Here is a 23,122-nt window from a genome sequence, read left to right on the forward strand (position 1 = left end):
TCATTGTTTATTGACGGCGGCGCTGAGCTTTTCAATCAGCGCGTTGATCGGCTGGTATTTCATTTTCATCGACGCCTTGTTCACAATCAGCCGGCTGCTGATCTGGGCGATGGTATCCCGGGCCTCCAGGCCGTTGGCCTTGAGGGTGTTGCCGGTATCCACGATATCCACGATCTCGTCCGCCAGCTCCATCAACGGCGCCAGTTCCATGGCGCCGTAGAGTTTGATGATATCCGCCTGGCGCCCCTGGGCGGCGTAGTAGCGCTTGGCGCTCTGCACAAATTTGGTGGCCACCTTGATGCGTCCGCGGGGCAGTTCCGCCCCCTTGATCCCGGCGGTCATCAGCCGGCAGCGGGCGATTTCCAGGTCCAGTGGCTCGTAGACATTGTCCCCTGGCTGTTCCAGCAGGGTATCCTTGCCGGCCACCCCCATATCCGCGGCGCCGTGCTGCACATAGGTGGGCACATCCACGCCGCGCAGAATCAGCAGGCGCACACCTTGCCGGTTGGTGGGAAAAATCAGCTTGCGGCTCTTGGAGATATTCTCCAGCGGTTCCAGCCCCGCAGCTGCGAGCAGCGGCAGGGTCTCCTGCAGGATTCTCCCCTTGGTGAGGGCGATGGTAATTTGCATAGTGGTTATCGTTTTTTAGCGTTAACGACCGGGACGCTCTTTTCGAAATCGGAGCGGGCCTGCGGCCCGCAAGCGGAGCTGGAGCTCCGCGCGCCCAGGTTATCCCGGCACCCGCCGGATATTCGCCCCCAACTGCCGGAGCTTCTCCTCGATACACTCGTAGCCGCGGTCGATATGGTAAATGCGGTCCACGATAGTGGTGCCCTCGGCGATCATTCCGGCGATCACCAGGCTGGCGGAGGCGCGCAGATCCGATGCCATCACCGGGGCGCCCTTCAGTTTTTCCACGCCGGTGACTATCGCGGTATTGCCCTCCAGCAGGATATTGGCGCCCATGCGGTTGAGTTCATGTACCTGGATCAGGCGATTCTCGAATACGGTCTCCACAACCGCGCCTTTGCCCTCGGCCACCGCGTTCATGGCGGTGAACTGGGACTGCATATCGGTGGGAAACGCCGGATAGGGGGCGGTGCGGAAGCTCACCGCTTTGGGGCGGTTGCCCTTCATGTCCAGCTCGATCCAGTCGTCACCGCAGGAAATATACGCACCGGCCTCCTCGAACTTGGCCAGCACCGCGTCGAGTATGCCGGCGCGGGTGTGAGTCAGGCGCACCTTGCCACGGGCGGCGGCGGCGGCGGCGAGGAAGGTGCCGGTCTCGATCCGGTCCGGCATCACGGTAAAAGTGCAGGGATTGAGGCGGGACACGCCGTGAACCCGCAGGGTGTCGGTACCCACACCCTCGATCTGCGCGCCCATGGTGATCAGGAATTCCGCCAGGTCGACGATCTCCGGCTCCCGCGCGGCGTTGTGCAGCACCGTGGTGCCCTCGGCCAGTACCGCGGCCATCAGCAGGTTCTCGGTACCGCCCACGGTGACCTTTTCCATCACGATATTGGCGCCTTTCAGGCGGCCGTTGGTGCGTGCACGGATAAAGCCTTCGTCGATGGTGATCTCCGCCCCCATGGCCTCCAGGCCCTTGAGGTGGATGTCCACCGGGCGGCTGCCGATGGCGCAGCCGCCGGGAAAGGACACGTTGGCCACCCCGTGGCGGGCCAGCAGCGGCCCCAATACCAGGATGGAGGCGCGCATGGTCTTCACCAGTTCGTAGGGCGCGGTGAGGTCGTTGACCGGGCGGGGGTCGATCTCTACCCCCAGCTTCTCATCGATCGTGATATCGCAGCCCATGCACCGCAACAGGGTGATCATGGTGGTGATATCGTTGAGATGCGGCAGGTTGTGGATGTGCACGGGGCCATCCGCCAACAGGGCCGCAGCGAGTATCGGCAGCGCGGCGTTCTTGGCGCCGGAAATTTTCAGGGTACCGGAGATTGGGCTGCCGCCCTCGATAATTAACTTGTCCATTCAGTCTCGCGTCTTTTTAACTTGGCCGATCCGGCTTGACCGTGCGGCCTGCGGCGGTACCTCCCTGTGCCACACTATTGACCTTCTCGATTCCGATGCCGGCTTACTGACCGGCTTCTTCCGGGGTAAGGGTCTGCATCTGCACCGCGTGCAGGGTACCGTCGGCGATCTTGTCACCCAGTGCGGCGTATACCAGTTGCTGTTTCTTCAACCGGCTGAGACCGGCGAAGGCGCTGCTCACAACGGTGACCATCAGGTGGCTGCCCTCGAAGGAGACATCCGCATGGCTCTCGGGAATATGCCCCTCGATCAGGGCTTTGATTTCTTCAGGTTGCATAGGCGGGGATTGGTCGGTTTGAAAACGGCGTGCAGTGTAGCGGAATTGAGCGGACAGCGCAGCCGTCACCGCGCTGCCCGACACCGATCGCAGTTCAACTGACCTGGTCGGCCACCTTGTCCGCAGCAGACCAGTTGGCGATCACCTTGTCGATATCACCGTGGGTCTGCATCGCCTGGGCGAACTGGCTGCGGAAGGTCTTGCCCAGGTTGACCCCGTTGAGGATCACGTTGATCAGCTTCCACTGCCCGGAGCGGTTCTGCACCAGGGTATAGGAGACCTTGGTCACCCCCTCGCTGCTTCGCACTTCCTGCAACACATTGACCCGTCTGCCGCCGGGAGCGGAACCGGGATTGACCACCTTGACCTCCATCTCGCCGAAGCTGGCCACGCCGCGGGCAAAGGTGGCCACCAGGTCCTTGCGGAATGTGCTGGTAAAACGCGAGCGCTGTGCGGCGGTGGCCTGCTTGGCGTAGCGACCCATCACCCCGCGGGCGATGAAATCGAAATCCACCACCGGCTCCAATACATTGTCCACTGCGCCGTAATAGCGCTGGGGATCCGAGCTCATGTACTGGGCATTGGCTCGAATCACTCCCAACAGATTCTGGGAGACCCCTTCGATCATGACATACGGGTTCTGCCCGGCACTGGCAAAAGGCGTCCAGCAGGCCAGCAGCAACACCCAGGCCATCACTTTCACCCGCTGTGGGAAACCCACTCGGCTGTAGATATACGATACGGTCACAAAAATTCTCCCATTGGCAAACTCTTCCCTGGATACATACGGCGCACAGAAAGTGCCCTCGCGCGCCGCCAGCCTCCCGCCGTACACCCGCTGCCCGACAAGCCCTCTGGGCAAGGCTGACAGCGGCGGCGGCAAACTATACCATGGCGGCGCCCGGCGGTGTGGCGATGTATCACACCGGTGCAGTGATCTACCGCGCTGCAAGGCACCGCATTTCACATCATTCATTATGAGGTTAGCATGTCGGAAGTCTGGCTGGCGGCGCTGGCGATCCTGGTCGGGCTCGTCGGGTTAGTGTGGAGCGCCGACCGCTTTGTCGCCGGCAGCGCCGCACTGGCGCTGCAGCTGGGACTGTCGAAACTGGTGATCGGCCTCACCATTGTCTCCCTGGGCACCTCGGCCCCCGAAATCATAGTGGCGATCAGTGCGGGACTGAAAGGGGCCGGCGATCTGGCTGTGGGCAACGCCCTGGGCTCCAATCTGGCCAATATCGGCCTGGTACTGGGCATCACTGCCCTGGTGGCACCACTGCCGGCACAGCGCCACCTGCTCAGCCAGGAGGTCCCCGCGCTGCTGGCGGTGACCGCACTGGCGGGCTTCATGCTCTACGATGCACGCCTGACATTCGCGGAAGGGGGCCTCCTGGCCAGCCTGCTGGCACTGCTGCTGTGGCTTACCGTGCGCTACAAAAAGACGCACCACGGACCGGAAGAAGACGACGTGGAAATCCACATCTACACCATCCCGCTCGCCATCGCCTGGTTCTCCATCGGCCTGGCCGCCCTGCTGGTCAGCTCGGAAATACTCGTCTGGGGGGCGCGACACCTGGCCCTGGCCGCGGGAATCAGTCCATTGGTGGTCGGACTCACCGTAGTGGCTGTGGGTACCAGCCTGCCGGAACTGGCGGCTTCGATCGTCAGCGCCCTGCGCGGACACTTCGACCTGGCCCTGGGCAACATCATCGGCTCCAACATCTTCAATATTCTCGCCGTGATGTCGATACCCGGGATTATCGCCACCACGCAGATGGAAGATGCGGTATTCTCCCGCGATTACCTGGCCATGCTGGCGATCACCCTGATGCTGGTGGCGGCGATTGCCGCCAGCCTGTGGCGCCATCCCGCCAGGGGGCGCCTCGGCCGGCGCCTGGGCGCCCTGCTGCTGACCAGCTACATCGCCTATTACTGGCTGCTGTTCCACCCCTGAAACGGCATCCTTCAGGCATCCTATACACTCACAAAATTCGCAACAACGACAGGCCATGACCCAACAAGACCCCATATTGATAGCCGGGCGCCGCACGGTGCTGATGGAAACCGAAGCGGTGGCAGAGCTGGAAAAACGCATCGATGACGACTTCAAGCGCGCCTGCGAACTTATCCTTCAATGTCGCGGGCGCGCCATCGTCACCGGCATGGGCAAGTCCGGGCATATCGGCCGCAAGATCGCCGCCACCCTGGCCAGCACCGGCACCCCAAGTTTTTTCGTGCACCCGGGCGAAGCCAGCCACGGCGACCTGGGCATGATCACCCGCGACGACCTGGTGATCGCCATCTCAAACTCCGGTTCCTCGGCGGAGGTGCTCACCCTGCTGCCGCTGCTCAAGCGCCTGGGTATCCCCATGATCAGCATGAGCGGCAAGTCGGACTCGCCGCTGGCACAAGCGGCGGACGCGAACCTGGATATATCCGTGGAAACCGAAGCCTGCCCCCTGGGCCTGGCCCCCACCTCCTCCACCACCGTCACCCTGGTGATGGGCGACGCCCTCGCGGTGGCTCTGCTGGAGGCCCGCGGCTTCACCGCCGAGGACTTCGCCTTCTCCCACCCCGGCGGCGCCCTCGGCCGGCGCCTGCTGCTGAAAGTGGAAGACGTGATGCACGCCGGCGACGAACTGCCCCGGGTGACCCCGGAAACCCTGCTGTCCAAAGCCCTGCTGGAAATGACCAGCAAGGGCTTCGGCATGACCACCGTGGTGGACAGCGAGGGCGCCCTGCTCGGCGTCTTCACCGACGGCGACCTGCGCCGGGTAATCGACCACAAGGTGGAACTGGACAGCGCCACCATGGACGAAGTGATGAGCCGCCGCCCCAAGACCGTCTCCGCGAATATCCTGGCCGCCGAAGCCCTGCGCATTATGGAAGACAACAAGATCACCGCACTGGTAGTAGAGGACGAAGCACACCGCCCCACCGGCTTGCTGCATATGCACGATATACTGCGCGCCGGGGTGATCTGATCTCGGGGACTCGGGATCCGGGATCCGGGATCCGGAAAAGAATACCGGGACCCGATGCGCAGGCGCTGCTTCCGGGGGCCGTTCGCGAAACGTTTGCCGATGAGGCTGTAGAGCGAACGGCCACCGGCAGCAGCGCCGCCACAGCCCTGGCCAGGAGCCCCCGAATACCGGCATACGGCAAGAGAACGAGGCGCACCGCCCCCACCGGCTTGCTGCATATGCAGCATACTGCGCGCCGGGGTGATCTGATCTCGGGGATCCGGGATCCGGGATCCGGAAAAGAATACCGGGACCCGATGCGCAGGCGCTGCTTCCGGGGGGCCGTTCGCGAAACGTTTGCCGATGAGGCTGTAGAGCGAACGGCCACCGGCAGCAGCGCCGCCACAGCCCTGGCTAGAAGCCCCCGAATACCGGCATACGGCAAAAAAAGCCACCGCCACCCAACAGCTTTTAAGGACCACCGTGATTTCTGAAGAACAACTCAACAGCGCCCTGGCGCGCGTGCGCCACCTGGTACTGGACGTGGACGGCGTGCTCACCGACGGCAGGCTCAGCTTCGACAACAACGGCAACGAACTCAAGAGCTTCCACACCCTGGACGGCCACGGTATCAAGATGCTGCAGAAGACCGGCGTGCAGGTGGCTATCATCACCGGCCGGCGCAGCGCCGTGGTCGAGCGCCGCGCCCACGAACTGGGTGTGGGCAAACTGATCCAGGGGCGCGAGGACAAGTTCACCGCGCTGCAGGAACTCTTTGCCGGTGAGGGCTACCGCCTGGAAGACATGGCCTACATGGGCGACGACTACCCGGACCTGCAGGTGATGACCCGCGTTGGCTGTCCCATTTCGGTCCCCAACGCCGCGCCGGCGGTGCGCGAGCGCGCCCTGTGGGTCACCGGGAAGCGCGGCGGCGAGGGGGCCGTGCGCGAAGTCTGCGATCGCATCATGCAGGTGCAGGGTACATTTGAAGCCGCATTGGCCCCCTACCTCGGAGACGGAGAAAACTGATGCGCACCTGGCTGCCGCTGGTTATCGTCGTCGCGCTCATCAGCCTGGGGCTCTGGTTTGCCGAGAGCCCGCCGGAAGAACTGCTCGGCAAACATCCCACTCCGCAGCAGCACACCCAGGCCGCAGACCTGGTGATTCGCGATGCGCGCACCCGGCACTTCAATCAGGAGGGCACCCTCGCCTACCGGGTGGACGCAGAGCGCATCACCTACTTCCAGTTCGCCCGCCGCGATCGCGCCGATCTCACCGAACCGCGTATACTCTTCTACCAGGACAAACAGCCCACATGGCATACCGAATCGAAAACCGGAGTGGCCCACAACAACGGCCAGCGGGTGGTACTGCACGGCGATGTAAAAATCGATGAATTGCCGGGGCCCGGCGGTGTCCAATTGCGTACCCAGAGCATCACCATCGAGCCCCGCAAGGAATACGCCGAAACGGACAAAGTTGTTACCATTACCTCCGGTCCCAGCCGCACCCAGGGCAAAGGCCTGCGCGCCTACCTGAATGAAGACCGGGTGGAGATCCTCTCCGAGGTAGAAAGCATCTATGAAACCAAATAAGTTCCTGCGGCCGCTCGCCGCCATCTCCGCACTGATCCTGATCGCGCAGGCCATCGCCCTGCCCGGCGATCGCGACCAGCCGATCAAAGTGGACGCAAAACACTTCGAAGGCGACCGCAGCAAAAACCTGTTTGTATACAGCGGCAACGTTGTGATAACCCAAGGCTCACTGCAGATTCGCGCCGACCGGGTGGAAGTCCACGGCAACGCCGAGGGGGAAATCAACCGCGTGATCGCCACCGGCAAACCAGCCCACTTCCAGCAACAGGTCCAGCAGAGCCAGAACCCGGTCAAGGCCCGCGCCGCACGCATCGAGTACACCGTCAACTCCGACGAACTTCACCTCACCGGCGACGCCTACGTGGACCGCGACGGCAACACCCTCACCGCCGAGCGCATCGATTACGACCTGGCCAGCGAGCAGATGCAGGCCCAGGGCCAGTCCGGCGAAGGGCGGGTGGAAATGATCTGGAAACCGGAAAAGAAAAAGACTGAACAGCAGCCCGCAACCGGCGACGAACACCAATAGCCAGCAGCCTGTCGGACCCAGGGCTGCCAGATCAACCGGAATTGAAATATGCCAACGCTGAAAGCGTTACATCTCGCCAAGCAATACAAGAAACGCAAAGTTGTCCAGGACGTCTCCGTCAGCGTCAGCAGCGGCCAGGTGGTCGGCCTGCTCGGCCCCAACGGCGCCGGCAAAACCACCTGTTTCTATATGATTGCCGGCCTGGTGCAGGCGGATGCCGGCCAGGTACTGATCGACGACGAGGACATCACCGGCCTGTCCATGCACGGCCGGGCGCGCAAGGGCATCGGCTACCTGCCCCAGGAAGCCTCGGTATTCCGCCGCCTCACAGTGCGCGACAACATCCTCGCCATCCTGGAGACCCGCAAGGACCTGTCCCGCGCCGAGCGCCTGCAACAGACCCGGGAATTACTGAAGGAATTCAACATCACTCACATCGAGGGCAACCTGGGCATGGCGCTGTCCGGCGGCGAGCGCCGCCGGGTGGAGATAGCCCGCGCCCTGGCCACAGATCCGGATTTTGTACTGCTGGACGAGCCTTTCGCCGGCGTGGATCCGATTTCGGTCAACGATATCAAGCAGATCATCCGCCACCTGCGGAACAGGGGCATCGGCGTACTGATCACCGATCACAATGTGCGCGAGACCCTGGATATCTGCGAGACCGCCTATATCGTCAGCGAGGGACACATCATCGCCGCCGGCACCCCGGCGGAAGTACTCGCCAACCAGCAGGTGCGGGAGGTCTACCTGGGGCATGAGTTCACCATCTAGTGTCCGAATTCGGGGTTCGCCCCTGCCACCCCACCACTCGTCGCCTGACCCAAAAAGCCGGCACAGTTTTTGCTTGCAAGCCGCCCCGCAGAGGGTTAGTCTGCAACATCCTGAATTTTCAGATGATTCATCCGCCGGATGCCTTGCAGTTTCTTCTATGAAGCAGTCCCTTCAAATAAAACTCGGCACTCAGCTGACCATGACGCCCCAGCTGCAGCAGGCTATCCGCCTGCTACAGCTCTCCACCCTGGACCTGCAACAGGAAATCCAGTCGGCGCTGGACAGCAACCCGCTGCTGGAAACCGAGGGCGAGGAGCCCGCAGAGACAGCCAGGGAACAGAACACTCAGGAGCAACAGGCCGACAGCGGCGCCGCCAACGGAACCGAACAGGCTGCCGAAAGCGACTGGAGCCACGACATCCCCGACGACCTGCCGGTGGATACCCGCTGGGACGACATCTACAGCGGCGGCAGCTACAGCGGCGGCGAGGGCGACGACCCGGCCCTGGAACAGCGCAATTCGGTGCCGGACAGTCTGCACAGCCATCTGTTGTGGCAACTCAATCTCACCCCCCTGTCCGAACAGGACAAACTGATCGGTGAGACCCTGATCGATGCCATCGCCCCAAACGGCTTTCTCGAATCCCTCCCGGCGGAACTGGCCCCGGCCCTGAACGCAGAGGAAGACGAAGTCGTCGCGATACTCAAGATCATCCAGCAGTTCGAACCCGCCGGCTGCGGCGCCCGCGACCTGCGCGAATGCCTGTTGTTGCAGCTGCAGCAGCTGCCCGCGAACACCCCCTGGCTGGAGCAGGCACAGATCGTCGTAGGCAGCCACCTGGACCTGCTGGGCAAGCGCGATTTCCGCCAGCTGAGTCGCCGCACACGCCTGAGCGAGGCGCAACTGGGCGAGGTGGTGCGCCTGATCCAGACCCTGAATCCCCACCCCGGGGAGGCTTTCGGCGGCGACGAGACCCAGTATGTGGTGCCGGATATCATCGTCAGCCGCAAACAGCAGCGCTGGCTGGTGGAGCTGAACCCGGAGACCACCCCGAAACTGCGCATCAACGGCGACTACGCGGCACTGATCAAGCGCGCCGACAACTCCACTGACAACAACTTCCTGCGCGACCACCTGCAGGAGGCGCGCTGGTTCCTGAAGAGCCTGCAAAGCCGCAACGAGACACTGCTCAAAGTGGCCTCGAGTATCGTGGACAAGCAGCAGGACTTTTTCGAGCGGGGCCCGGAAGCGATGAAACCCATGGTGCTGGCGGATATCGCCGAGACCATCGGCATGCACGAATCCACCATCTCCCGGGTCACCACCCAGAAATACATGCTCACCCCCCGCGGCGTGTTCGAACTCAAGTACTTCTTCTCCAGCCACGTGAGCACCGACTCCGGTGAAGACGCCTCCTCCACCGCCATCCGCGCCATGATCCGCAAGCTGATCGACTCCGAGGAAGCCCGCAAGCCCCTATCCGACAACAAGATCACCCAGGAACTGGACCGCCAGGGCATCAAGGTGGCCCGGCGCACCGTGGCCAAATACCGGGAATCCATGGGCATCCCCTCCTCCAGCGAGCGCAAGCGCCTGGTCTGATGAGAGACCGCTCACAATCTCCCGACAAGATTTACAGACCAGCGGGACACTTTTAGTCACAGATTTTGACCGATATCGATATGCCGGTCAGTTTTTACAGGCGTCCAACTCCACCCAGCCCGCGACCAACGCCCGAACTTTGAGTGTATCCTTCCATTCTGGCTAACTTCCTAGTAGGGTTGCGGCCCAGACGAGGAGCGGCCGGCTAGCGACGCACTCGATGAGGAGAAGTCCATGCAGATCAACATCAGTGGCCACCACGTGGAATTGACCGACCCCATCCGCGATTACTGCCATAGCAAACTGGAAAAACTCTCCCGGCACTACGACAACATTACCAATGCCCAGGTAATCCTATCGGTTGAAAAACTGACCCAGAAGGCCGAGGCCAGGGTACAGAGGGCCGAGGCCAGGGTGCACATGAATGGACACGACCTCTGTGCCACCTCCGAAGACAAGGACCTGTACGCGGCCATCGACGCCCTCTCCGACAAGCTGGACCGCCAGCTCAAGAAACACAAAGAGAAGTTACAGAACCACCGATAAGCTATGACATTGGAATCCCTACTCTCTCCCCGCCTGAGTCTTTGTCACCTGGCGGGGAGCAGCAAAAAAAAATTGCTGTTAAATATTGCCCAGGCCATCGCCGAAGAATATCCACAACTGGATGCCGACACTATTTTCAACCAGCTTCTCGCCCGCGAGCGCCTCGGCTCCACCGGTATCGGCGAGGGGGTAGCCATCCCCCACTGCCGCCTGCCCGGCTGTGAGCGCCCCATCGGCGTACTCTGCACCACCGAGCCGGCGATCGACTTCGACGCCGCCGACCGCCAGCCCGTGGACCTGCTGTTCGCGCTGCTGGTGCCAGAGGATGCAGAGCAGGAACACCTGGAAACTCTGGCGGAAGTCGCCGCCCTGTTCTCCGACAGCCGGGTACGGGAAAAACTGCGCCAGGCCCAGACCAACGATGAACTCTACGCCCTGGCCATCGACAGCGCCGCGGCGGCCTGAATCAGCGACCAATTAACAATGAACGCCTGGCATTGAGCATCAGATACAATCACAGATCATTGATAATTGGTAATCGAAAAAATGCGCTTAGTGATTATCAGCGGCCGTTCCGGCTCCGGTAAAAGCTCCGCCCTGCAACTGCTGGAAGACGTCGGCTTCAACTGCATCGACAACCTTCCAGCCAGCCTGCTGCCAGAACTGGTGCGGCGGGTGCGCGAACAGCCGCCGGTGGACAACCCCAGGCTGGCACTGGGCATCGATGCGCGCAACCTGTGGCAGGACGTGCAGCAGGCACCGCGGGTCATCGAGGAATTGCGCGAAAGCGGCGTGCAGTGCGATGTCATCTACATGGACGCCCGCTCACCGGTGCTGGTGCAACGCTTCAGCGAAACCCGGCGCAAACACCCCCTCAGCGACAACCGCACCCACCTGCTGGAAGCCCTCAATCGGGAAAAGGAACTGCTCGCCCCGCTGGCGGCCATAGCGGACCTGGTAATCGACACCAGCAGCCTCAGCCTGCACCAGCTGCGCGACCTGGTGAAAACCCGGGTGGTGGGCGAGGAGTCGCCGGGCATGGCGATCCTGTTCCAGTCCTTCGGCTACAAGCACGGCGTACCGGTGGACGCCGATCTGGTGTTCGACCTGCGCTGCCTGCCAAACCCCTATTGGATCGCGGAGCTGCGCCACAAAACCGGCCGCGACCCGGAAGTGATCGAGTTCCTGCGCGCGCAGCCGGAGACCGGGGATATGGAGCGGGACATCAGCCAGTTCCTGCAACGCTGGCTGCCCTCCTACCAGCAGAGCAACCGCAGCTACACCTGTATCGCCGTGGGCTGTACCGGCGGTCGCCATCGCTCCGTGTATATGGTGGAACAGCTGGCGAAAGCCTTCTCCAGCCAGTTCGACAATATACAGATCCGCCACCGCGAACAATCGCAGTAACCCACGTCGAAACAACCCATGCAGAAAAGTCAGATCACCATCATCAACAAGCTGGGCCTGCACGCCCGCGCCGCCAGCAAGTTCGCGCAGACCGCCGCGCGCTTCTCATCCGACATAAAAGTGCACTGCCGGGGCAAGTGCGTGGACGGCAAAAGCGTGATGGCGCTGATGCTGTTGGCCGCCGGCAAGGACTGTGACCTGGAACTGGAGGTCGACGGCTGCGACGAAGAGGCCGCGCTCAGCGCCATCAACGAACTGGTGGCGGACCGTTTCGGCGAAGCAGAGTGAAAGATAATGCGGAATGATGAATGCGGAATGCGGAATAGGGGCCAGCTACCCGCTGTAGGAGCGGCGGGGCGGCCCTCCGCCGCCGGCCGCGATCATGCGCTCAACCGGCCGCCGGCCTCGGTTGCGGCACGAACCACCATTCCGCATTCCGCATTCCGCATTCCGCATTGAAGGAGCCGCCGTGCCCAACCCTCCCCCGGCAGAGATCCAGTTCCGCGCACAGAACCAATTGAGCGAACTGTTCGCTGCCCTCGACAGCGGCACCGGGCGCGAAGTCCGGCGCATGCTGGGCACCCTCACGCCGCAGAGCATCGCCCAGTTGCTGGAGAGTTCGCCGCCGCGGATCCGCCAGGTGATCTGGGAACTGATCGGCAAGGAGGTCGAGGGCGAGGTCCTGCAGGAACTCAGCGACGAGGTGCAGAGCCAGATCCTCGCCACCCTGGACACCGGGGAAATGGTGGCGCTGATGGAGGGCCTGCACGCCGACGATATCGCCGACATACTGCAGCAGCTTCCGGAGCGGGTGATGGCGGAAGTGCTCTCCGCCATGAGCGAGCGCGACCGCCAGCGGGTGGAGCGGGTACTCCCCTACGACGAGGAGACCGCCGGCGGCCTGATGGACACGGACACCATATCCGTACGCCCCAACCTCACCCTCGACGTGGTGCTGCGCTACCTGCGCCGCCACGAGCAGTTGCCGGAATCCACCGACAACCTGTTCGTGGTCAACCGCAAGGACCAGTACATCGGCCTGCTGCCCCTGTCAAAACTGCTCACCACCGACCCCTCGGTCACCGTGCGCGAGGTGATGAGCACCGACGTGGAGCCGATACCGGCGGACCTCGCCGACAGCGAGGTCGCGCGCCTGTTCGAGAAGTACGACTGGATTACCGCGCCGGTGGTGGATCAGGACAATCGCCTGCTGGGTCGCATCACCATCGACGACGTGGTGGACGTGATCCGCGAGGATGCCGACCACTCCTTGATGAGCCTCGCCGGCCTGGACGAGGAGGAGGACACCTTCGCGCCTGTAAGACGCACCGCGCGCCGCCGCGCGGTCTGGCTGGGGATCAACCTGCTCACCGCCCTGCTCGCCTCCTGGGTGATCAGCCTGTTCCAGGGGACGCTCGACAAGGTGGTAGCCCTCGCAGTGCTGATGCCCATCGTCGCCAGTATGGGCGGCGTGGCCGGCAGCCAGACCCTCACCGTGGTGATTCGCGGCATGGCCCTGGGGCAGATAGGCCGCAGCAACCTGAGCTGGCTGCTCTCCCGCGAGCTGGGTTCCGGCGCCCTCAACGCCCTGCTCTGGTCAATGGTGATGGGCCTGGTGGCCGGCCTGTGGTTCGGTGATGCCAGGATTGCCCTGATCATCCTCGCGGCGATGATCATCAACCTGATTACCGCGGCCCTGGCCGGCGCCATACTGCCGGTAGTGCTGCGCGCCATGCGCATAGATCCGGCCCTGGCCGGCGGCGTGGCGCTCACAACCGTCACCGACGTGGTGGGCTTTATGTCCTTTCTCGGTCTGGCGGCCTGGTACTACGGTTAGCTGAAGAATGACCTAAGAGCCGAATGGCACTAAGTTAAGCGATGAGCTTGATGCGAAGGGCCTGCTACCGGGAGCTGTTTGCGGGACTGTCTGCGAGAGGGACCTCGCGGACAAGCCTACAGGGATGTATTCACGGGGGGGCGCCTAGCCCGTGTCCCGCAAACAGCTCCCGGTAGCAGGCCCGCCCGAAAGCCTTAACTTAGTGCCATTCACCTAAGAGCCTGTTTGCTGCACGTCCAGTGCGGGGCCGGGTGGGAAACGAAGAATTCAAACAGGCTCCAAGGTGCGCCTCGCGCGTACCCGAGACAAACGGTGCGCGCGACGCACCTACGGGAAAAAAACAGAATGCACGAATACGACGATTTCGAAGAAGAACAGCCGAAAAGCAAAACCCGGGTAAAAAAGGAAATGCACCAGTTGCAGGACCTGGGTAAACAGCTCACCGAGCTGGGGGCGGCCCAGCTGGCGGAGGTGCCGCTGGACCAGGATCTGCGCGAGGCGATCAATACCCTCCACCGTATCAAATCCAACGAGGCCCGCCGGCGACAGCTGCAGTATATCGGCAAACTGATGCGCAGCGCCGACAGCGAGGCGATCGAGACGGTACTGGCCAGGTTCAGGGAACGGGACCAACAGCATATCCGTTTCGACAAGATGGCCGAAGACTGGCGCAAGCGCCTTCTGGACGGAGACAAGGCTACGCAGAGCGAGTTTTTCGATCGCTATCCGCAGGCGGACCACCAACAGCTGCGCCAGTTGATCCGCGACTCAAACAGGGAAATCCAAACCGGCAAACCGCCGGCCAACCAGCGCAAGCTGTTTCGTTTCCTGCGCGACTTGTTTATGCAGGAATCGTAGGGGCGGCGCCCACAATATCGAATAATCATTCGGTTTTCGCAACCGTTGGTACGAAATCCAATGCCAGGGAATTGAGACAGTAGCGCAGGCCGGTGGGCTCGGGGCCGTCTTCGAACACATGGCCCAGGTGCTCACCGCAGGCGGACAGGACTTCGGTGCGCTTTATCCCCCAGTTGTAGTCTTCGCGCAGCACCACATTTTCCGGATAGGCGATGTCCCAGAAACTGGGCCAGCCGGTACCGGAATCGTACTTGTGCTCGGAACTGAACACGGGCAGGCGGCAGCCGGCAGTCACATAAACTCCCTTCGCCTCATTGTGCAGCCACTTGCCGCTGAAGGCGCGTTCGGTGTCCCTCTCCCATAGTATTTCGTACTGGTCTTCCGGCAGCAGCTGGCGCCACACGGATTTGGGAATCCGCGACAGCTCGGTGCCCGCGGCGATATGCGCCTTCGCTTCTTCCACGGTCATGGACTGATCGCGCCCCTCATCCGCCTCGGTGCAGGCGGGCAGCGCGGCGGCGCCCAGGATGAGCGCAAGCAGCAGAGCGGATCTGTTCATATTCGAAGCCTCTCTACCCACTGGTTCAGAGTCCTTCCCGGCGACACAGCTCAGCCGGCGGGGGGCGGGGACAACTGGCTGGCCTTCGCCGCCGGTTCCCCATCCGGCTGGCCCCGCGCCCGGGCGGCTTCGTTGATCTGTCGCTCGGCGGCACTGCCCTGGCGTCGCGCGCCCTCGTCGTCGAACAGCCTGTCGAAGCGTATCTGGGGATCGGACCAGTCCCCGCTGATACGGTAACTGACACTGGCCATTTTATTCATTTGTTTCTTGAACGCCTTGCTGATCAGGTAGACCCCCGCCGCCGCCGGCAGGCCGCCCGCCAACGCCGCCACCAGGGCCAGGTTGTTGCTCACCGGCAGGGTGGCCACCAGGGTCAGGTTCAGATCCTCCCGTTTCAGGTTGACCCGGCCGGCCATCTGCAACTCGCTGGTGGGCCCCTCCACCTGGATGGGCACGGCGATCAGCAACTGGCCGTCGCCCTCGAAAAACACCTCGCCGCGCACCCGGTCGAAGGCCATGCCGCTCTGGTACAGATCGGAAAAGTCCAGGCGCAGGCGCCGCGCCCAGGTATCGAAGTTGAACAGCGACAACAGTCGCAGCACCGCGGAGCCAGCGTTGTCAGAGGCGCGCAGAAAGCGCCCCTTGCGAATATCGATTTTCAGTTCGCCAGATAGCAGGTTGCCGGCCACACGCGCCGGCGAACCGTCCCAGCGCAACGCTGTATCGAAGGTGGCGGATTCGCTCTCGATCGCCGGCTCCTGGCCCCAGAGCCGCTGCACATACGCCAGGTCGCCCGCGCGCAGGCGACCGATAAACTGCGACGACTCGCTGCCGTCCTCCGCACGCGTCCACATCAGTTGGGCACCCAGCCGGTTTTCGCCCTCACCGCGACCCTCGACAAGCACTCCGCGCAGGGCGCCGCGGATATCGCTCACCACCAGGCGGTCGGGGGACGGGCGCAGATGGAATGACCAGCGGCCGAAATCCTCTTCTCCCAGGTGCAGGCTCTCGGTGCTGAAATCCACCCGCGGCAGACCGGCGAAATCGTAGCCCGACCAGGGGTCCGGCGGCCCGCCCTCTCCTTCGGAATCGGCGCCCTCCGCGGTTCTCTTTTCCAGTGCCGGCAGGCGCAGGTGGCTCAGTTTCAGCTGTAGCGGCGCCTCCCCGTCGAGCGCCCCGCTCAGCCGGCCGGCGGCGGTCTCGCTGTCAAACTGCAGCTGCCAGTCCGCTCCCAGGCCGCGGCCCTGCAGGTGGATATGGTCTATCCCGGTCGCGCCGAGCAGCAACCGGTCGGTACTCAGGTCCAGAGTCACCGGCAGGGGCGACGGTTCAGGTCCTGTCGCCTCCCCGGCGGTCCTCTCGTCTCCATCGTAGACAGCCAGCACCTGGCGCCAGCGAGACAGGTCCACCCGGGACAGATCTCCGGTAATCGCCAGGCTGCGCTCCCCGGGCAGGCGGGCCTCGGCATTGAGCGCGACGGCGGCGCGCTCCAACTGGCCGTCCACTTTCCAGAAACGGCCCTGCAGGTGTTCGCCGTAATCCAGGTGGTAGAGGCTGCCCTCGGCGCCCACGGGCACCCGCACGACGAAGCGGGTCTTGTCTTCCGCCAGTTTGCCCAGCGGCGCGGGCAACTTCACCGACACCCCGGCCAGGTCGGACGTCAGTTCCAGCACCGCCGAATAGGGCTTGTCCTTGGCCTGCGCGGGGATGGTCACCAGGGCGCGGTAGTCGAAATCACCCTCCAGCCAGCCGGTCTCGGGGCGGCCGCTCCACTCCCCCACCGCAGCAACGCTGTTGCGCCCGGTCACCACCACCTGGGTATCACGCATCTCCCCCGCGCCCAGGTGCTGTATCTTGGCGTCCAGTTGGCGACCCCAGAGGTCGCCGCTCAGGCGGGTGCCCTCGAGGCCGGCATCGCTGTCGTAGTGCACCCGCCCTTCCAGGCCGGTGATATCCAATCTGAGATCCTGGAGGCTCAGGGCCCCACCCTGCAGTTCCAGTTCCACATTCTGCCGCGCCGGCAGCGGGGCGCCGCCCAGGGGCTGGGACAGGGTCAGCTCACCACTGATCCCCCCGTCCAGTTTCCAGTCGTCGAAGGCAGCGCCCAACCGTTCGCGCAGGGGCGACTGCCGCAGCAGCTTCAGGCCGTCGGCGGCCGGCCCGGACAGCTGTGCGCGCACCCCCAGCAGCGAGCCCTCGCCCACGGCGCTGGGAGTCACCCCCACCTCGATCTGCCGCGCATCGATGTTCCAGAGCTTGGCTTTGCTGGCGTTGACCACCACCCGGTCGTCATCGACCAGCAGCCGCGCATCCACGTCCCGGGCCGCGGGCCAGCCGCGGGCGTAGTCCAGTTCGCCGCCAGCCAGGTTCGCCGCCAGCTGTACCGTCTGCCGCTCCGGGTGCCGGCCCAGTTGCAGCAGCGCCTCCCTGTCGCCCTCGCGGTAGGATGAGCCCCGGTAGACAAAGCCGGCGCTGGTCACCCGGCCGGGATTGTTCTCCCCCAAACCGCGATTCAGCCAGTCGCGCAGGTCTTCGCTCAGGGTGTAGGGTACCAGCGCCTCCTGCGCGGTAACCGGCGCATCGCGCAGGCCCAGGGCCAGGGTTAATTCGGCGGCGCGGCTGCGGGGAACGAAAGGCAGCTCCAGCAAAAACTGGCCGGCGATTTCGCCTTCGTCACTGTGCAATTGCAGCCGGCCCGAATTGACCGTCACCGCATTGCCCTCACGGTCCACGTTCCAGGCCACAGTGCCGCGGGCGCTGTGGAAGCGGAAAGGCTCTTTGTAGAGCTGCGGGAAATGCGCGCTGAAACCCTCGCCGCTGTCCAGTTCCACCCGGCCGTTGGCGCCATTCAGTTGCAGATAGCCATTCAGCCCCTCCACGGCTGGGGCACCGCGATGGGCGCCGGCGGCGATATTGTGCAGCTGGGCGCCGAGGGTCACCTGCCCATCCGCACTGCGGGCGAGCTGGATGTTGTTCAACTGGCCGCTGGGCTCGAGCGCCTCGAGCCATTCCGCGGCATGTTCCGGGAGACACTCCAAGCGCTGCAGTATCCGGCTCCAGGCGGCCAGCTCGAGACTGTCCAGGGACAGTTGCAAACCGGTTTGCTCACTGCCGCGGGCCTGAAGGTTGAGAGGGGGCATTTCCAGGTCGCGCCAGTCGACACGAATCCCCTGCAACGCCAGCTGCCAGCTAGCCCCCGGCTGCCAGTTGCCGGATATATCACCGGAGAGGGATTGCAGCGGCTCCATCAGTGCCGGTTCACTGGGCGCTTCATCGCCCTCCGGCACGTCGCCCTCTGCCCGGGCCAGGTCCAGGCGGCCCAGGAGGCGGTAGCCCCGCTTGCCCTCACCCTTCAGCCACAACCGCCCCTGCGCCAGCTTGCGCCCGTTCCAGTGGTATTTTTCCGGCAGGGGAGTCAGCTGGTGCAGCAGAGCGACGATGTCTTCGTCCACCAGCAGTTCGTTCAGTTGGAGATAGCCGTTGAGGGAAAAGCGGGACTTGCTCCGGGGATTACCGCGCCCCTCCAGTACCAGGCGCAGGGTCTCGCCTTGGGCCTGCTCGGTATGAGGGACCGTCGCAATGCCGGCCGGCTCGCCGGCGGCGCGGGAGATAAACGCGTGCGCGCTCAGGCGGTGGAAGGAGCCGCTGTTCTCCAGCTGCACCCGGGGCAGCTCGATCTGCGCCGCCTGGCCTTCGGGCAGACGCAGGGTGAAACTGGCGTTGCGCACCTGTACTTTCGGACCCAACAGGAAGATGCGCGCCGGATCACCCAGGTGCAGTTGCCCGGATTCCCCCCGCGGGGTTTGCCCCGGGGCGGCGGGCGGAAAGCCGTCTATATGCCAGCCGCCCTCGGCCGTGCGGCTGAGTTGGGCGCTGAAGTCGTCCACCTGCAGATTCTTCCACACCAGCTCCCGGTTCCACAGGCTGGCCAGCAGGTCCAGGTGGAAGAGGCCGTAGCCCATGTGCACCTCGCCCTTCTCTCCCAGGCGCAGGCCGTCCACCTGCAGCGCCACTTCCAGGGCCTGCCAGCGCAGGGACAGCCCCTGCATCTCCACCGGGGCGCCGAGGCGCTGGGACAACCAGGCGCTGATCTGCGGGCGGTACTCCTCCACCTGGGGCGAGAGGATTCGCCCGGTCTGCACCAGGATGGCGAGCCCGATCACCAGGGCGATCGCCAGCAGCCAGACCTTGCGCGCGAAAAGGCGGAGCCAGCAGATCATTGGGGGGCTCCGCTTGGTCGGGACTCGGAACTCGATTGCGTAAAAACGGGACTCGGGACTCGGGACTCGAGGCTCGGTTTCGCCTGCAAGCAGGCTCCTACAGCGAGCGGGCACGAACAAACGTGAGACGAAGACATTGTCTGGGCGCGGGCAGCCAGCCGCGTCGCGGCACAGGCCCGTATCGCGTTACCGAGTCCCGAGTCCCGAGTCCCGCTCTTACACAAGAACAATGTCATACTGCTCCTGGTTGTAGATAGGCTCCACCTGAAACTGTATCGGCCGTTCGATAAACTCCTCCAGATCCGCCACATTGGCCGACTCTTCGTCGAGCAGCAAATCGATCACCATCTGGCTGGCCAGTACCATGATCTTTTCGCTGTCGTAGGCCCGCGCCTCGCGGATAATCTCGCGAAAGATTTCGTAGCACACCGTCTCCGCGCTTTTCAGGGTGCCGCGGCCCTCGCACACCGGGCAGGGTTCGCAGAGTATCTGCCCCAGGCTCTCGCGGGTGCGCTTGCGGGTCATTTCCACCAGGCCCAGTTCGGATACGCCGGTGATACTGGTCTTGGCGTGGTCCCGCTCCAGCGTTTTCTCCAGGGTGCGCAGCACCTGACGCTGGTGCTCCGAGTCCTTCATATCGATGAAATCGATAATGATGATGCCACCCAGGTTGCGCAGGCGCAGCTGACGGGCGATGGCCGTGGCCGCCTCCAGGTTGGTCTTGAAGATAGTCTCTTCCAGGTTGCGGTGGCCCACGAAGGCGCCGGTATTGACATCGATAGTGGTCATCGCCTCGGTCTGCTCGACGATCAGGTAGCCGCCGGATTTGAGCGTGACCTTGTTGTGCAGCGCCTTGCGGATCTCCTCCTCCACGCCGTAGAGGTCGAACAGCGGCCGCTCGCCGGGATAGTGCTCCAGGCGCCCGGCGATTTCCGGCGCATACTTGCCGGCAAATTCCACCGCGCGGCCGTGGGCCTCGCGGGAGTCGATGCGGATTTTCTCCGTGCAGGGGCGCGCCAGGTCGCGCAGGGCGCGCATAAACAGCGGCAGGTCCTCGAAGATCCCCGAGGGCAGCGGGCGCGCGTCGATGCGCTGCTCCAGGTCCGCCCACAGCTTGTAGAGGAAGGGGATGTCCCGCAGCAGCTCCCCCTCGTTGACCCCCTCGGCCACGGTACGCAGGATAAAGCCGCCGTCCCCGGACTGCCCGGATTCCGCCAGCCTGGCGGAGGCCTGCTCCACCAGACCGCGCAACCGCTCCCGCTCGCCCTCGTCCTCGATGCGGTTGGAGATGCCGATATGGCGGGTCTGCGGCATATACACCAGGTAGCGGGCGGACACCGACAGGTGGGTGGTGAGGCGCGCGCCCTTGCTGCCGATGGGGTCCTTGACCACCTGCACCACCAGCGGCTGGCCCTCGCGCACCAGGGCGCGGATATCCGCCACCTCCGCCGGCTCGCGGGACTCCATGCCCTCTTCATCCAGGGGCGCGATATCCGACGCGTGGATAAAGCCGGCCCGCTCCAGGCCGATATCCACGAACGCCGCCTGCATACCGGGCAGCACCCGCGCCACCTTGCCCTTGTAGATGTTGCCGACGATGCCGCGACGCGCGCTGCGCTCCAGGTAGACCTCCTGCAGTACACCGTTCTCCACCAGCGCCACACGGGTCTCCGTGGGCGCCACATTGATCAACAGCTCTTCGCTCACGTCCTGTCCTTCCCGCTCAAGCCTGTCTCCTCTCCGCTCAAGGCTGTCTCCTCCCCGCTCAAGGCTGTCTCCTCACACCAGTAGGGAATGGCAGCCTTTTCCAGCATCGGCACCAGCGCCTCCAGGGGCAGGCCCACCACATTGCTGTAACTGCCGCTGATGGACTCCACCAGCGCCGCACCCAGGCCCTGGATGCCGTAGCCGCCGGCCTTGTCCAGCGGCTCGCCGGTATCCCAGTAGGCCCGGATCTGTTCATGGTTCAGATGTCGAAAGCGCACCCGGGTTTCCACCAGGCGGCTGAACTGACGCTCGCTGCTGCGCAGGCAGACAGCGGTCAGCACTGAGTGCTCGACGCCGGACAGGGCCAGCATGGTGGATTCGAAATCGGTGAAATCCCGGGGTTTTTCCAGCACGCGGTCGCCCGCCAACACCAGGGTATCGGCGCCCAGGGCCCAGAGCGAGGGGTCCACCGCCCCGGCCGCTTCCAGGCCGGCGGTGGCCTTTTCCCGCGCCAGGCGCTGCACATAGTCCTGCGGGGTCTCGCCATCGGCGCGGATCTCTACCACAGAGGGGGTTACGCGGGTAAAGGGCACGGCGATCTGCGCCAGCAGCTGCGCGCGGCGCGGGGAACCGGAGGCGAGGAGAAGTCGGGTGTCGGCGGAAGAATTACGCACTGATCACTACTTATGGTTATTTCCGATGATGGCCCAGCGACAGATTATAACGGAATTGTTCGAAAAATAACCGTTTCTTTACCCGCCTTGCACAGACGCTGTTCACAATCTGGCGTTTCCGAGCGCGACCCGGCCGTTTACCTGACCTGCAGGCGCCCCGCCGTCAGTTCCAGCCAGGGAACCATCCAGGGCCACAGCAGGGCGCCGGTCACCGCCGGCCACAGGAAAGTCAGGCCGGGCACCGGCTTGCCCGCGAGGCTGTGCACCCAGTTGCCCACCACCTGGTTGATCCCCACCAGGACGAAGACCCACAGCAGCTGCTGGGCCGGGTTGAAAGCGCGGGTGCGGCGGTAGGTGAGCAAACTGAAATAGGCCAGTACCGCCAGTGCCAGCGCGTGGGTACCCAGGGTGGCGCCGGTGACCAGGTCCTCCAGCAACCCCACCACCCAGGCGAAGCCCACCCCCAGGTTCTGCGGCATCCGCGAGACCCAGAAGATGACCAGCAACGCCGTGAACGCCGGGCGGAACCACAGCCAGTTCTGCGGCAGCGGCATCACCGCCAGCAGCAGGGCGGTCAGTACGGTGACGGCGATAAACCAGCGGTTATTCGCCTCCACCGGACGGCTCCCCTTCGCTGATCACCGCCAGCACGAAGTGACTGCGGTTCATGCGCCCGCGGGGCAGTACTTCCACCTCGGCGAAGGCCCGGCCCGGATCCCGTTTCACCGAGATCACCTCGCCCACCGGGTAGCCGGCGGGAAAACGCCCGCCGAGGCCGGAGCTGAGCAGCAGGTCGCCCTCGCGGATATCGCTGGTATTGGCCAGGTGGCGCAGTTTCAGCCGGTACAGGTCACCGGTGCCCTCGGCCACCGCGCGCACACTGTTGCGCAGCACCTGTACCGGCAGCGCGTGGCTGGCATCGGTGATCAGCAGGACCCGACTCACGGAGTCCCCCGCCTCGATCACCTGCCCCAACAGGCCGCTGGCGTCCATGATCGGCGTGCCCGGCCGCACACCGTCGTCGCGGCCCTTGTCGATCATCAGCACATGCTCCAACGGGTCCGGGGACACGCCGATCACCTGCGCCACCAGCACCCGTTCGTCTACGGATTCCGCGGAGTTCATCAACTCTTTCAGCTGGGTGTTTTCCGCCTTCACCGCCGCCAGCAGTTGGCTGCGCTGTTCCAGCAGCAGTATCTGGCGTTTGAGACGGCTGTTCTCCTCCAACAGCTCCTCACGGGTGCGCAGCTGCTCGCCCGCCCAGTCGCCGACACGCTCGGGAGCACCGGTAATCCAGTAGAAAGGGGCGACCAGGTCTGCGGCGCGCTCGCGCAGCGGCTGCAGCCAGTCGGTGTAGAGACCGATAACAATGAGTGCGGCCGCCACAAGACCCAGCACGAGGATGCGGGACTCCGGCGATGGGCCGCGGGTAAATAGCGGTTTAATATCCAGACTCCGTTCAGATGACAGAGGATCGAAGACAGACTATTACTTTGTAGGAGCGGCGGGGCGACCAGCGGC

General features: G+C 64.0%; 23 protein-coding genes. 13 read left to right on the forward strand and 10 right to left on the reverse strand.

The annotated features are described in order from the left end of the window. From hisG to ACRC0P_RS11495, 4 genes are all read right to left on the reverse strand, one after another. Complete coding sequence (gene hisG, locus ACRC0P_RS11480; RefSeq protein ID WP_438630985.1) at window positions 1–630, reverse strand: ATP phosphoribosyltransferase; 630 nt, start codon at window positions 628–630, stop codon at window positions 1–3. A gap of 99 nt (window positions 631–729) precedes the next feature. Further along, window positions 730–1,992 carry a UDP-N-acetylglucosamine 1-carboxyvinyltransferase gene (gene murA / locus ACRC0P_RS11485; protein WP_438630987.1) on the reverse strand — a complete coding sequence of 421 codons (1,263 nt, stop codon included), beginning with the start codon at window positions 1,990–1,992 and terminating at the stop codon, window positions 730–732. A 103-nt stretch (window positions 1,993–2,095) separates the two neighbouring features. Further along, window positions 2,096–2,329: a BolA family protein gene (locus tag ACRC0P_RS11490; RefSeq protein WP_438630989.1), complete on the reverse strand. Its 234-nt coding sequence runs from the start codon at window positions 2,327–2,329 to the stop codon at window positions 2,096–2,098. Between the two features lie 94 nt (window positions 2,330–2,423). Beyond that, window positions 2,424–3,077 (reverse strand): MlaC/ttg2D family ABC transporter substrate-binding protein, encoded by a 654-nt coding sequence (locus ACRC0P_RS11495; RefSeq protein WP_438630991.1) that lies wholly within the window; start codon window positions 3,075–3,077, stop codon window positions 2,424–2,426. A gap of 240 nt (window positions 3,078–3,317) precedes the next feature. On the opposite strand from ACRC0P_RS11495, the gene ACRC0P_RS11500 reads away from it, so the two are divergent. From ACRC0P_RS11500 to yjgA, 13 genes are all read left to right on the forward strand, one after another. Beyond that, a complete protein-coding gene (locus ACRC0P_RS11500) occupies window positions 3,318–4,283 on the forward strand; it encodes a calcium/sodium antiporter (protein WP_438630993.1) in 966 nt (321 codons plus the stop codon). A 55-nt stretch (window positions 4,284–4,338) separates the two neighbouring features. Then, window positions 4,339–5,313 carry a KpsF/GutQ family sugar-phosphate isomerase gene (locus ACRC0P_RS11505; protein WP_438630995.1) on the forward strand — a complete coding sequence of 325 codons (975 nt, stop codon included), beginning with the start codon at window positions 4,339–4,341 and terminating at the stop codon, window positions 5,311–5,313. A gap of 462 nt (window positions 5,314–5,775) precedes the next feature. Continuing rightward, window positions 5,776–6,321 (forward strand): KdsC family phosphatase, encoded by a 546-nt coding sequence (locus ACRC0P_RS11510; RefSeq protein WP_438630997.1) that lies wholly within the window; start codon window positions 5,776–5,778, stop codon window positions 6,319–6,321. Continuing rightward, window positions 6,321–6,887, forward strand: coding sequence for an LPS export ABC transporter periplasmic protein LptC (lptC, locus tag ACRC0P_RS11515; RefSeq protein WP_438630999.1), 567 nt, complete (start codon window positions 6,321–6,323; stop codon window positions 6,885–6,887). The genes ACRC0P_RS11510 and lptC overlap by 1 nt, the downstream gene beginning before the upstream one ends. After that, the gene (gene lptA, locus ACRC0P_RS11520) at window positions 6,874–7,416 is read left to right on the forward strand and encodes a lipopolysaccharide transport periplasmic protein LptA (RefSeq protein WP_438631001.1); all 543 of its coding nucleotides are present in this window, start codon (window positions 6,874–6,876) and stop codon (window positions 7,414–7,416) included. Before lptC ends, lptA begins: the two co-directional genes overlap by 14 nt. A gap of 48 nt (window positions 7,417–7,464) precedes the next feature. Next, window positions 7,465–8,190 carry an LPS export ABC transporter ATP-binding protein gene (gene lptB / locus ACRC0P_RS11525; RefSeq protein WP_438631003.1) on the forward strand — a complete coding sequence of 242 codons (726 nt, stop codon included), beginning with the start codon at window positions 7,465–7,467 and terminating at the stop codon, window positions 8,188–8,190. Window positions 8,191–8,347: 157 nt separating this feature from the next. After that, window positions 8,348–9,793: an RNA polymerase factor sigma-54 gene (locus ACRC0P_RS11530; RefSeq protein WP_438631005.1), complete on the forward strand. Its 1,446-nt coding sequence runs from the start codon at window positions 8,348–8,350 to the stop codon at window positions 9,791–9,793. 234 nt (window positions 9,794–10,027) lie between these two features. Further along, complete coding sequence (gene hpf / locus ACRC0P_RS11535; RefSeq protein WP_438631007.1) at window positions 10,028–10,339, forward strand: ribosome hibernation-promoting factor, HPF/YfiA family; 312 nt, start codon at window positions 10,028–10,030, stop codon at window positions 10,337–10,339. A gap of 3 nt (window positions 10,340–10,342) precedes the next feature. After that, window positions 10,343–10,804 (forward strand): PTS IIA-like nitrogen regulatory protein PtsN, encoded by a 462-nt coding sequence (ptsN, locus tag ACRC0P_RS11540; RefSeq protein WP_438631009.1) that lies wholly within the window; start codon window positions 10,343–10,345, stop codon window positions 10,802–10,804. An 81-nt stretch (window positions 10,805–10,885) separates the two neighbouring features. After that, window positions 10,886–11,746: an RNase adapter RapZ gene (gene rapZ, locus ACRC0P_RS11545; protein ID WP_438631011.1), complete on the forward strand. Its 861-nt coding sequence runs from the start codon at window positions 10,886–10,888 to the stop codon at window positions 11,744–11,746. A gap of 18 nt (window positions 11,747–11,764) precedes the next feature. Continuing rightward, window positions 11,765–12,034, forward strand: a complete 270-nt coding sequence (locus tag ACRC0P_RS11550) for an HPr family phosphocarrier protein (RefSeq protein ID WP_438631013.1) — start codon at window positions 11,765–11,767, stop codon at window positions 12,032–12,034. 181 nt (window positions 12,035–12,215) lie between these two features. Continuing rightward, entirely contained in the window at window positions 12,216–13,583 is a 1,368-nt protein-coding gene (mgtE, locus tag ACRC0P_RS11555; RefSeq protein WP_438631015.1) for a magnesium transporter, read from the forward strand. Window positions 13,584–13,928: 345 nt separating this feature from the next. Beyond that, the gene (gene yjgA, locus ACRC0P_RS11560) at window positions 13,929–14,441 is read left to right on the forward strand and encodes a ribosome biogenesis factor YjgA (RefSeq protein WP_438631017.1); all 513 of its coding nucleotides are present in this window, start codon (window positions 13,929–13,931) and stop codon (window positions 14,439–14,441) included. 25 nt (window positions 14,442–14,466) lie between these two features. Here yjgA and msrB read toward each other — a convergent pair whose 3' ends face one another. The 6 genes from msrB to mreC all read right to left on the reverse strand — a co-directional run bounded on the left by msrB (window position 14,467) and on the right by mreC (window position 23,071). Then, complete coding sequence (gene msrB / locus ACRC0P_RS11565) at window positions 14,467–15,000, reverse strand: peptide-methionine (R)-S-oxide reductase MsrB (protein WP_438631019.1); 534 nt, start codon at window positions 14,998–15,000, stop codon at window positions 14,467–14,469. A 50-nt stretch (window positions 15,001–15,050) separates the two neighbouring features. Then, window positions 15,051–19,220 carry a YhdP family protein gene (locus ACRC0P_RS11570; protein ID WP_438631021.1) on the reverse strand — a complete coding sequence of 1,390 codons (4,170 nt, stop codon included), beginning with the start codon at window positions 19,218–19,220 and terminating at the stop codon, window positions 15,051–15,053. Window positions 19,221–19,436: 216 nt separating this feature from the next. Beyond that, window positions 19,437–20,927 carry a ribonuclease G gene (gene rng, locus ACRC0P_RS11575; protein WP_438631023.1) on the reverse strand — a complete coding sequence of 497 codons (1,491 nt, stop codon included), beginning with the start codon at window positions 20,925–20,927 and terminating at the stop codon, window positions 19,437–19,439. Further along, window positions 20,924–21,601 (reverse strand): Maf family protein, encoded by a 678-nt coding sequence (locus ACRC0P_RS11580; RefSeq protein ID WP_438631025.1) that lies wholly within the window; start codon window positions 21,599–21,601, stop codon window positions 20,924–20,926. Before ACRC0P_RS11580 ends, rng begins: the two co-directional genes overlap by 4 nt. Before the next feature lie 137 nt (window positions 21,602–21,738). Next, complete coding sequence (gene mreD, locus ACRC0P_RS11585; protein ID WP_438631027.1) at window positions 21,739–22,218, reverse strand: rod shape-determining protein MreD; 480 nt, start codon at window positions 22,216–22,218, stop codon at window positions 21,739–21,741. Then, entirely contained in the window at window positions 22,205–23,071 is an 867-nt protein-coding gene (gene mreC / locus ACRC0P_RS11590; RefSeq protein ID WP_438631031.1) for a rod shape-determining protein MreC, read from the reverse strand. Before mreC ends, mreD begins: the two co-directional genes overlap by 14 nt. Window positions 23,072–23,122: the final 51 nt, after the last annotated feature.

This window comes from Microbulbifer sp., from assembly GCF_051659245.1.
In the GTDB taxonomy this organism is placed as follows: domain Bacteria; phylum Pseudomonadota; class Gammaproteobacteria; order Pseudomonadales; family Cellvibrionaceae; genus Microbulbifer.

What these genes read in the sequence shown, in the direction of transcription:
- ACRC0P_RS11530 (WP_438631005.1), top strand. Translation starts at nt 8,348, where the DNA reads ATGAAGCAGTCCCTTCAAATAAAACTCGGCACTCAGCTGACCATGACG.
- ACRC0P_RS11505 (WP_438630995.1), top strand. Translation starts at nt 4,339, where the DNA reads ATGACCCAACAAGACCCCATATTGATAGCCGGGCGCCGCACGGTGCTG.
- ACRC0P_RS11500 (WP_438630993.1), top strand. Translation starts at nt 3,318, where the DNA reads ATGTCGGAAGTCTGGCTGGCGGCGCTGGCGATCCTGGTCGGGCTCGTC.
- ptsN (WP_438631009.1), top strand. Translation starts at nt 10,343, where the DNA reads ATGACATTGGAATCCCTACTCTCTCCCCGCCTGAGTCTTTGTCACCTG.
- ACRC0P_RS11570 (WP_438631021.1), bottom strand. Translation starts at nt 19,220, where the DNA reads ATGATCTGCTGGCTCCGCCTTTTCGCGCGCAAGGTCTGGCTGCTGGCG.
- lptA (WP_438631001.1), top strand. Translation starts at nt 6,874, where the DNA reads ATGAAACCAAATAAGTTCCTGCGGCCGCTCGCCGCCATCTCCGCACTG.
- hpf (WP_438631007.1), top strand. Translation starts at nt 10,028, where the DNA reads ATGCAGATCAACATCAGTGGCCACCACGTGGAATTGACCGACCCCATC.
- murA (WP_438630987.1), bottom strand. Translation starts at nt 1,992, where the DNA reads ATGGACAAGTTAATTATCGAGGGCGGCAGCCCAATCTCCGGTACCCTG.
- lptC (WP_438630999.1), top strand. Translation starts at nt 6,321, where the DNA reads ATGCGCACCTGGCTGCCGCTGGTTATCGTCGTCGCGCTCATCAGCCTG.
- ACRC0P_RS11550 (WP_438631013.1), top strand. Translation starts at nt 11,765, where the DNA reads ATGCAGAAAAGTCAGATCACCATCATCAACAAGCTGGGCCTGCACGCC.
- yjgA (WP_438631017.1), top strand. Translation starts at nt 13,929, where the DNA reads ATGCACGAATACGACGATTTCGAAGAAGAACAGCCGAAAAGCAAAACC.
- lptB (WP_438631003.1), top strand. Translation starts at nt 7,465, where the DNA reads ATGCCAACGCTGAAAGCGTTACATCTCGCCAAGCAATACAAGAAACGC.
- rapZ (WP_438631011.1), top strand. Translation starts at nt 10,886, where the DNA reads ATGCGCTTAGTGATTATCAGCGGCCGTTCCGGCTCCGGTAAAAGCTCC.
- ACRC0P_RS11490 (WP_438630989.1), bottom strand. Translation starts at nt 2,329, where the DNA reads ATGCAACCTGAAGAAATCAAAGCCCTGATCGAGGGGCATATTCCCGAG.
- hisG (WP_438630985.1), bottom strand. Translation starts at nt 630, where the DNA reads ATGCAAATTACCATCGCCCTCACCAAGGGGAGAATCCTGCAGGAGACC.
- msrB (WP_438631019.1), bottom strand. Translation starts at nt 15,000, where the DNA reads ATGAACAGATCCGCTCTGCTGCTTGCGCTCATCCTGGGCGCCGCCGCG.